Origin of the sequence: Actinoplanes oryzae, assembly GCF_030757795.1 — a bacterium.
In the GTDB taxonomy this organism is placed as follows: Bacteria; Actinomycetota; Actinomycetes; order Mycobacteriales; family Micromonosporaceae; genus Actinoplanes.
Map to the genome: position 1 here is coordinate 22976 of NZ_JAUQWH010000107.1, position 8442 is coordinate 31417.

Sequence of the window (8442 nt, forward strand, 5' to 3'; positions counted from 1 at the left end):
GTCGTTGCAGATGCGATACGTCGTGCTCGCCGGACCGGTCACCGCCGCCGCTCCAGCCGGAAGTCACCGGCATCGACGCCGGTGAGGATGAGCCGGCTGCCGGGCGGCTGCGGCTCGTCGAACAGCAACCGGCCGAGCGGGTTGACGATCTGCGACTCGACCTTGTTGCCGATGCCGCGCCCACCGTCGTGCAGATTGGTCGTGCACATGGTCAGCAGGTGCCGGTCCGTCTCCGCGGACAGCTCGATGTCCACATGGTGTTCCTCCCGTAGCCGGCGCAGCACATTGTCCAGCTGCAGCCGGAAGATGTCCCCGGCCGTCGCGCGGTTGATGAAGTCGAAGACCACGATGTTGTCACCGAGCCGGTTCAGCAGCTCAGGCCGGGCGAGCTCCGAGGTGAAGTGCCACTTGATGGCCGCGTTGACGGTCTCGACCACCCGGCGGTAGTCCGTGCCCGGATCGATCAGTTGTTCCGCCTGACCGGTCTGCTTGTCCTTGCGCAGGACACCCAGATTCGACGTGAAGATGAGGACGGACTCCGAGAAGTAGGTCGTGATGCCCTGCCCGTCGGTGAGCCGGCCGTCCTCCAGGATCTGCAGGAACTTGTCCAGCACCGACGGGTGCGCCTTCTCGATCTCGTCGAACAGGATCACCCGGAACGGCTGCTCCCGCAGAGCGTTGGTGAGCTGGCCGCCCGCCTCGTAGCCGACATAGCCGGGCGGTGCGCCGATCAGCCGGTCCGCGGCGTGCTCGGCGGAGAACTCGCTCATGTCGAAGCGCAGGCACGCCGACTCATCGCCGAACAGCAGCTGGGCCACCGACTTGGCCAGCTCGGTCTTCCCGACCCCGGTCGGCCCGGCGAAGAAGAGCACTCCGCGCGGCCGGCTGGTGGACCGGCCGGTATGCGCTCCGGACAGACCCATCGCGGCACGCTTCAAGATGTCCAGCGTCGTGGCGACCGCCGTGGGTTGACCCTTCACCCGGTCCCTGAGCAGGCTCTGATGCTCGGCGATGCGGCGGCGCAGCGTGTCCTGCCGCCATGGGTTCTCCACCACGCCCAGCCGATAGGTCTGCACCGCTTCGGGCAGCTGTTCGAACGCGATGCCGCGCTCCTTGGCCAGCCGGGTGACGCCCGCCATGGCCTTCAGACTCATACCGCTGGACTCCACCGCGAACGTCTCGACCACGGTGTGCGCGGGACGGCCATCGGTCGACGTGCGCTGCAGGTCGCGGGTGAGGAGGTCGGCGGCGTGCATCCGGTCACCGAGGCTGGGCTGCGGCACCCCGATCGTACGGATCTGCACGTTGCCGGCAGTGAGCCACGGCGGCAGCTCGCGTTCGGAGTCGACCAGCCAGACGATCGGATTGTAGAGCCGCCCGGCGAGCGGGACGCCCGGCGGCGGGGTCGCGGTGGCGGCCAGCTTGGCGCAGGCGAGGAAGAACTTCCGTTCCTCGTCAGTCGGGTCGATCGGGCTGCGGGTGAGCCGGGCGGCATAGTCGACGACGAGCCCGACCCGGTCGTTCGGTGCGGTCGCCACCGCGGTGATCGCCTTCCGGAGCTGGTCGAGAGACATGTCCTTGGCGGACAGCGAGGGCAGCAGGCGTTGTGCGGTGATCCGTGCCTGGTCGGCGCCGGGGCCGTGGGCCGGCAGCACGTGCAGCCCGTCCACCGGGTCGTAGGCGATCAGGCACGTGTACCCGTCGTCGCGCAACGCTCGCCACAGCAGCGACGTCATCGAGGACAGGTATCCCTCGGTGCGGACCACGTACTGGTCGCGGATATTGCCGTGCAGGATGTACTGCGAATGCACGCTCAGGGTGTTCTCGAACTCCCGCAGCCACGCCGGCCACGCGGTGTGCGCGGCCTGGGGGGTGCCGTTCTGCACCGGGATGTGGTCGATGCTCATCGGCCGAGCTTCCTTTCTATCGGTTTGCGCAACCGTGGCTCCTCCGCCTTCGTGCCGCCGGCCGCCTTGCTCCGGACGGCCGGCTCCTTCAGCCCGGTGCTGTGGATCTCGCCCAGGACCACGCCGCGCTCAGCGAAGACCGCGCGGTTGATGTCCATCACGTCCTTCGCCCACTGGCGTTGTTGCTGTTCGTCGCCCGGGGCGGCGAAGACCGCGCGGGTCTCGTCCTTCGCGACCACCACGCGCGCACCGGCGCCGGCCCACGACTCGCGGGTGACCGTCATCGCGGCGAACCCCGCACCGGCCGGCTGCTCCTCGACGCTGGTGACGTAGCCGAGATCCGCCAGCGCGGCGCGCCAGGCCTCCCGGATCAGCAGCTGCTCGGTCGTCTCGCGCAGCTCGGCCAGCGCGTCCTCGGCCCGTCCGGCCAGCGTGCCGTCGAGCTCACGGCGCCCGGCGACGACCTCCTCCAGAGACCTCCGCAGCTCTGCCTGATGGGCGAGCCGGGCCGGGCTGATCAGGCCGTGGCTGCTCACATCGGGGCGCAGTCCGGCCAGGTACCGGGCGGCCCGGTCGGCGTCGGCCCGGCGGGTGGCGGTCGACCGGTTGATCCGGCCGACCGTCAGATAGAGCGCGTCCATCTGCATCTTGGCCGTGGTGATGTCGCCGGCTCCGGTGACCCGGCCCGCGATGGTAAGGACTTCGGCGCACTCCGCGGTGGTCGCCTCCGGGTCGAGGCCGCCGATGATCGCCTCGACCATCGGGGTGAAGCTGTTCCCTCCGGCGGTGGGCCGGACAGGTGTGACCGACGCCGGCGGCGGTGATACGCCGCGGCGTGCGTGGTCGGCCATGCGGGTACGAAGGCGCTCGGCGAGCTGATCGGCCCCCGGTGGACGCGCCCCGGCCGGGATCCGCCGGATCGCCTCGTCGGTCGCCCGCTGCACCATTGTCGCCTCGACCCGGCGGACGTGCCTCTCGACCTCGGCGCACATCTGGTCCACCTTGTACCGCGGCAGTCCGGCCGGGTTGATCGGTCCGGGCAGGTCACCGCCGCCGGAGTCGGCGAGCCGGCCGCGCACTCGGCTCAGGCGGGCGTTGCACGCGACCACCTTGGCATAGGTGCCCGCCCACTCGTCGAGTTGCTCCTGCTGCGCGGCCCACGTCTGATAGCTCTCCTCGAGATGGTCACCGAGCCACACCAGCCCGCTCATCGCGGCCCGGGTCAGCACCACGGCTCCGGCCGCCACCACCACCGCGCCAACCGCCACCCCGGCCACGGTGAGCGCCGGCGCGAGGGCCGCGCCGAGGCCGATCGAGGGTGCCGCCGCCGGGACCACCGTGGCGGCGACCTGGGTCGCGACCACCTTCTCGCCACTCATCGTGTGTTTCCTCCCATGGGGACAAGGACGTCGTCGCCGGTCACCTGGTCGGTGCCGCCGACCACCCGGTCGTACCGCCGCCGGTGATCGGTCTGCCAGGCGCTGAAGCGCCGCCAGGCCGACCCGAGATGCACCGGTACGCTCACCGCCGGCACGGTCCACGGCGCCCAGAGCAGCACCGCCACCAGCACCGCGGAGACGCCGATGAGCCCGATCAGGCCCGCGGCGCCGCGCCGGCGGAAGCGCCGGCCGATCACCCGGCCGCGGCGGCCGAGGTCCAGCAGCAGGGAATAGCCCGGGTGGTAGGGCGAACCGATCTCGGCTGCCATCCAGAACTCGATCACGGCGTGCCACGAGCAGGTCACCAGCACCACGATCCAGGCGGTGAGAACCGCGCCCGCGCCGGCGAACGGCAGGGTGTCGGCGAGCATGACCAGGCCGACCAGCGCGATCATGATGCTCGCGACGGAGACCGCGGCCCAGCCCAGAGCGACCGGGCGGTCCAGTCGCCGCCATGCCTCCCGGCGCCGCCACGCATGGTGCCGGGCCTGGATGCCGTGGCGCCGCTCGGTTTCGTCGTCGGCCATCTGCTGCGCCTCGGCCAGCGCCGCCGTGGCGGCCGCGTGGGCCGCCAGCCGGTCGGTCGGGTCGATGGCCGCCGCCACGATCTCGTCGAACCAGTCCAGCCGTCCGCCGCCGAGCCGGGCCCGCACCGTTCGCTGCGCCGCTGTCAGCTCGCGGTCGATCGCCGCCTGCGACCCGGCCGGATCGGTAGCTGCCCAGAGCAGCCAGGCCCGCAGCTGGGGTCCGTCCCAGCGGGCGAGGACCTGCTCGAGCTCGGCGTGCCGGCCGATCATGGCTCGCCGGGTCTCCGCCCACCGCCGCTCGCTCGCCCGCCACCGGACGTCCAGCGCGGCGAGGCCGCGGCCGCCCGGGGCGCCGTCGAACTCGGGAAGCAGGCAGTAATTCCACAGGTCGGTCAGGATGGCCCGGTGCTCGCCCGGGCCGCCCCCGGCCGCCGCCTCGGCCAGCGCCACGAGATCGTCGTGCGCCAGGGACACGCCGCGATACTGCGGTGGCAGGCCGGGATCGAGGCGGGCCACCATCCGGGCCAGCGCGACCTCGGCCGGCAGGTCCGGGTCCATGACGTGCGGATGGACCCGGTCGGCGAAGGACGGATGGCTCGGCTCGTCGAACTGGGTCGTCCAGTCGACGAGGTCGTCCCATCCCGTGCCGCCCGGTCGGAAGTGCTCCGCTGCCAGGCTCCACTGCTGCACCATGGCGATCGCCAAGGCCGTGGGGGACCGGAATTCCATCCCGGCGAAGCGCAACCGCCGACGGTCCACCGCGGGCGCGCGCTGCTCCGGCACCTCGGGCACATCCGTGCCGCTCAGCCACCGGCCTACCTCGTCCGTGCCCCACCGGTCGTGATGGTTGCCGACGAGCAGGCCCAGGCAGAGCCGCCGGATCCGGGGGTCCATCGTCTCCGCGACCGGGATGGCGTTCTGCACGATCTGGATGCGCACGGCCCTGTCGTCGACGAGATCGTCGAGCGGGTGACGGCCGGTGGCCAGCTCCGCGGCAATCATCCCGAGCGACCAGTAGTCGGACTTGGCGCTCGCCGATCGGACCAGCATCTCGGGCGCGGCGTAGCGTACGGTGCAGCCGTTGTTGGTGGTCTCGATCAGCGGCAGGTCGAGGAACGCGCTGACGCCGAAGTCGATCAGCTGCAGTCGAGGCGCACCGGGCTTGCTCTCGTCCAGCAGCACGTTGCCCGGCTTGAGGTCACGGTGCACCACCCGGGCGGTGCCGAGCGCACGCAGTGCCTCGGCGAGCTGAGCGATGAGAGTGCGGGCCAGGACCGGGTCGAGCCCGTCCGGGTGGTCGGCGATCAGGTCCCGCAGCGTTCGGCGGCCCGCGAACCGGGTCACCTCCCAGGCGTGGCCGGCCAGGTGGCCGAACTCGACCAGCCGGACGACGTGCTCGGAGTCGATGTCGTGCCAGGCACGCCACACGTCGGCGGCGGGACCGGCGCCTTCCTCGTAGATCTTCAGGATGCGCCGGTTCCGCAGGCGGTAGACCGCGACCGCCTCGCCGCCGTGCTGGGCCAGCGGCCCACCCTCGATCGGGAAGCGGTTCTCGAACTGCCGGGGGAGCTGCCAGCCGCCACCCTCCGGCCGGTGCGGGATCGGACCCGGCACGCCCGGATCGCGGACCGTCACCGGTACCAGATGCCGCGCTCCGGGATCAAGCACCGTACGGTCGGGCTGCATCAGTGTCCATCCTTTCCCGAAGTCGCGGCGTGCGTCCCATTCTTATCGGACGGCTCACCGTTCGGCAATTCCGGGAATCGGCGCTGAACTCGGGAATTCGGTCGTTCCGCGGATGGGCCGGAGTTCGCGGAACGGCGGCGTTCCGGAGATTCTCCGGAATTGCCGGAGTGAGGTGTATGGGCAGCTCAGGGCCCTTTTTAAATAGCATTTTGCTAACCGGCCAAAGGCGTGCAACACTTTTTTATCGAGCCGCGCCTCGCGGAAGCAGGCAAGGAGTGACCGTGTCGAAGAAGATGCATTTTGGCCGTCGTGCACCGGGCGATATCGCTGTGCCGGCAAGGCAGGTCGGCCGCGCGGACGCCCGGCGTGCCCGCGGTGCCGGGTCGGCGGACGGGCGGCGCGGCATCCCGTACCCGTCATCAGCGGACGAGCACGGCGGGAGCGCGCCGGCGACCTCCCCGTTCCTCCGTGGCGAATGCCACGGTGCCGAGGAATTCGGCAAGCAGCGCCTGCATGACCTGATGGACCGGAACCGGGCTCTGCTCAACGAGATCTCGCTGCGGTCCTGCGTACTCGTTCACGCCTACGACAAGGGGGACCGCGACACGACCCACCTGCCGCGGCTCAAGGAAGCGCTGGGCCTCTGGTCGTCCCTCGTCAACGCCGAGCGGCTGCACATCGAGGCCGACGCGGAGCATCGCAACCGGTTGATCGAGATCTACTGGTCCGCCGTCCTGCGTACACACCCCATCGTCCGCGGTTTCGCCGCGGCGCAGCGGGAGGCCGCACGCAGGGGAGAGGTGACTCCGGGCGGTGTCCGGATCGGCCTCCCGGGCGACGATCTGGTCCGCGTCCTCGACCTGAACTCTTGGCAGCCGCTCAAGGTGGTTGCCGACCTTCGCCACATCAACCCGGTCGAGCTCCTGCGTGAGTCGCTGCGGACCGGCTCTTTCACCGAGCTGTACGACTACGGGAACCTGCCGCGCGCCCTCGACATCATCAAGCACGTGCTGTCCCCGACGGGAGCCCACTGATGATCCATCGTTTTCGCCGCCTGCTCGCCGGCAGCGCGGCCCTGATCTTCGCCGGCACCACAGTGACCGGTTGCAAGGACGACAAGCTGACCGCACCGTGCACCGTGCTCGTCGATGGCTCCGGTTCGGGCGCGGCCTTCGACGCGGGGAAACGCCTCAACGACACCTTCAACTCGTTCCTGCTCGACAACGAGTGCGGGACAGTGGGGTTCGTGCCGATCGACAGCGCCCCGCTGGCATCCACCTGCTTCATCAACGCGGTCGACATCGACCCGGACCTCGGCGGCAACAGCGACCCCGAGACCGTCCGGGCCGGCCGGCGCAAGCTGGCTCTGCAGAAGGCGCAGGAGATGCTGGCCTGCGCCAAGCAAAAGCCGTACTCCGACGTGCTCGGGGGGCTCGGGCGTGCGGCGCAGCAGAAGCCCGAGGGCTCCGGGACGTACCAGATCCTGATCATCAGCGACATGCTGCAGAACACTCCGCAGTGGAGCCTGTACAAGACCGATCTGACGAACCCCGCCGCTATCACCAGGGCGGTGCAGCGGCGGGCCGCGAGCGCACCGCGTCTCACCGGGGCCCGGGTCACGATCACCGACTGCGGTGTGACCCTGCCGTCCAGCGAGAAGGCCCAGCAGGTCCGCGCCTTCTGGACCCAGTTGTTGAGCAGCGCGCAGGTGGGCAACCCGGAGGTGAATTTTGAACGCTGACCGAGATTCGCGACGCGGGCCGGTGCCGCCGTACCCGGGTGAGATACCGCCCGGCGTGCGGGGCGAGGCCACCCGGGCCGGCTGGCGGGCTGCCCATGAGGGCCAGTACGACGAGTGGTCCTTCGCCGACGCCGGTCGGCTGCCGTACCTGCGGGAGCTCGAGCACCGGCGGCGGCAGGCAGTGGCGCAGGAGAAGGAGAGCACGGCCGCTGCGGCGTCCGCGATCGTGCCGGAGAACCAGTCCCAGCGCCGCGGCGAGAACGTCGCCCGCCGCTACACCGCCGAGCTGGTCGACGTGCTGCGGCGCCGGCGTGACAAGGCACGGCAGCAGGAGGACAAGACACTGGCCGGCCTGGACGTGCTGGCCGGCGTCCGCGGCCCGGTGGTGCGCCGCGACTGGGCCGACGACACGGAGTGGGAGACCCCGCGCGGCGGCGACGCCGCCGCCGAGGAGCCGGTGGACGAACGGCCGAGCACCGTGGGCTGGATGGGCCCGGCCGGCGGACACCTGGCGCCGCCGATGCCACGCTGGCTGAAGCTGGCCATCATGGTCGCCCTCTGCGCCGTCGAGGTGCCGATCTACCTGGAGATCTTCCGGTACTTCCACGCTCGTTCCGAGCTGCTGCTGTGGTCGTTCACGCTGCCTGTGGCGTTCGGGATGATCGTCGCGCCGCACCTGAGCGGCGTGTGGTGGCGTAAGCGGCACACCTTGCCGTACGAGCGGATTCTGATGTTCCTCGTGCCGGCTGTGCTGGTGACCTGGGCCTTCGCCGCGGTGCTGCTGGGATACCTGCGGCAGAAGGCTCTGCTGACGCCGCAGATCGACCCGGAGACCAACCAGAATGTCGGTGGCGCGGAGGCTCTGGGTATCAACCCGTGGACGGTCACCGCGCTGTTCACGGCCATTTTGCTGCTGTCCGGGCTGATCGCCGTCATGTTGGGCCTGGCCGAGGACCACCCCGGCGTCGCCGCGTACCGGGCGGCAGGCGAAGCGCGGGCGGCGTCCGAGGACGCCTATCTCGAGGCGGTGCGCGAGCAGGCCGGCACGGAGCACAGCGCCGTGGTCGACGAGGCCGATCGACGGCAAGGGCTCAGCGCGCGGTCGTCGGAGCGGGTCGCCGCGATCGGTGAGGAGTTCGAGG

At 70.8% G+C, this 8442-nt stretch carries 6 protein-coding genes; 3 read left to right on the forward strand and 3 right to left on the reverse strand.

Annotation, left to right across the window (positions count from 1 at the left end; all coding sequences use genetic code 11):
* Positions 1-38: 38 nt before the first annotated feature.
* From RBH18_RS28860 to RBH18_RS28870, 3 genes are read right to left on the reverse strand one after another with little or no spacing between them, the layout of a single operon-like run.
* Entirely contained in the window at positions 39-1907 is a 1869-nt protein-coding gene (locus tag RBH18_RS28860; protein ID WP_306213501.1) for an AAA family ATPase, read from the reverse strand.
* Complete coding sequence (locus RBH18_RS28865) at positions 1904-3286, reverse strand: hypothetical protein (RefSeq protein WP_306213502.1); 1383 nt, start codon at positions 3284-3286, stop codon at positions 1904-1906. The genes RBH18_RS28860 and RBH18_RS28865 overlap by 4 nt, the downstream gene beginning before the upstream one ends.
* Positions 3283-5559 carry a protein kinase domain-containing protein gene (locus RBH18_RS28870; protein ID WP_306213503.1) on the reverse strand — a complete coding sequence of 759 codons (2277 nt, stop codon included), beginning with the start codon at positions 5557-5559 and terminating at the stop codon, positions 3283-3285. The genes RBH18_RS28865 and RBH18_RS28870 overlap by 4 nt, the downstream gene beginning before the upstream one ends.
* A 275-nt stretch (positions 5560-5834) precedes the next feature.
* On the opposite strand from RBH18_RS28870, the gene RBH18_RS28875 reads away from it, so the two are divergent.
* The 3 genes from RBH18_RS28875 to RBH18_RS28885 form a co-directional block, all read left to right on the forward strand.
* On the forward strand, positions 5835-6593 hold the full coding sequence (locus RBH18_RS28875; RefSeq protein WP_306213504.1) for a hypothetical protein: 759 nt from the start codon (positions 5835-5837) through the stop codon (positions 6591-6593).
* Positions 6593-7300, forward strand: a complete 708-nt coding sequence (locus RBH18_RS28880) for a hypothetical protein (protein ID WP_306213505.1) — start codon at positions 6593-6595, stop codon at positions 7298-7300. The genes RBH18_RS28875 and RBH18_RS28880 overlap by 1 nt, the downstream gene beginning before the upstream one ends.
* A 55-nt stretch (positions 7301-7355) precedes the next feature.
* Positions 7356-8442 (forward strand): hypothetical protein (locus RBH18_RS28885; protein WP_306213508.1); only part of this gene is annotated, 1087 nt, incomplete at its 3' end.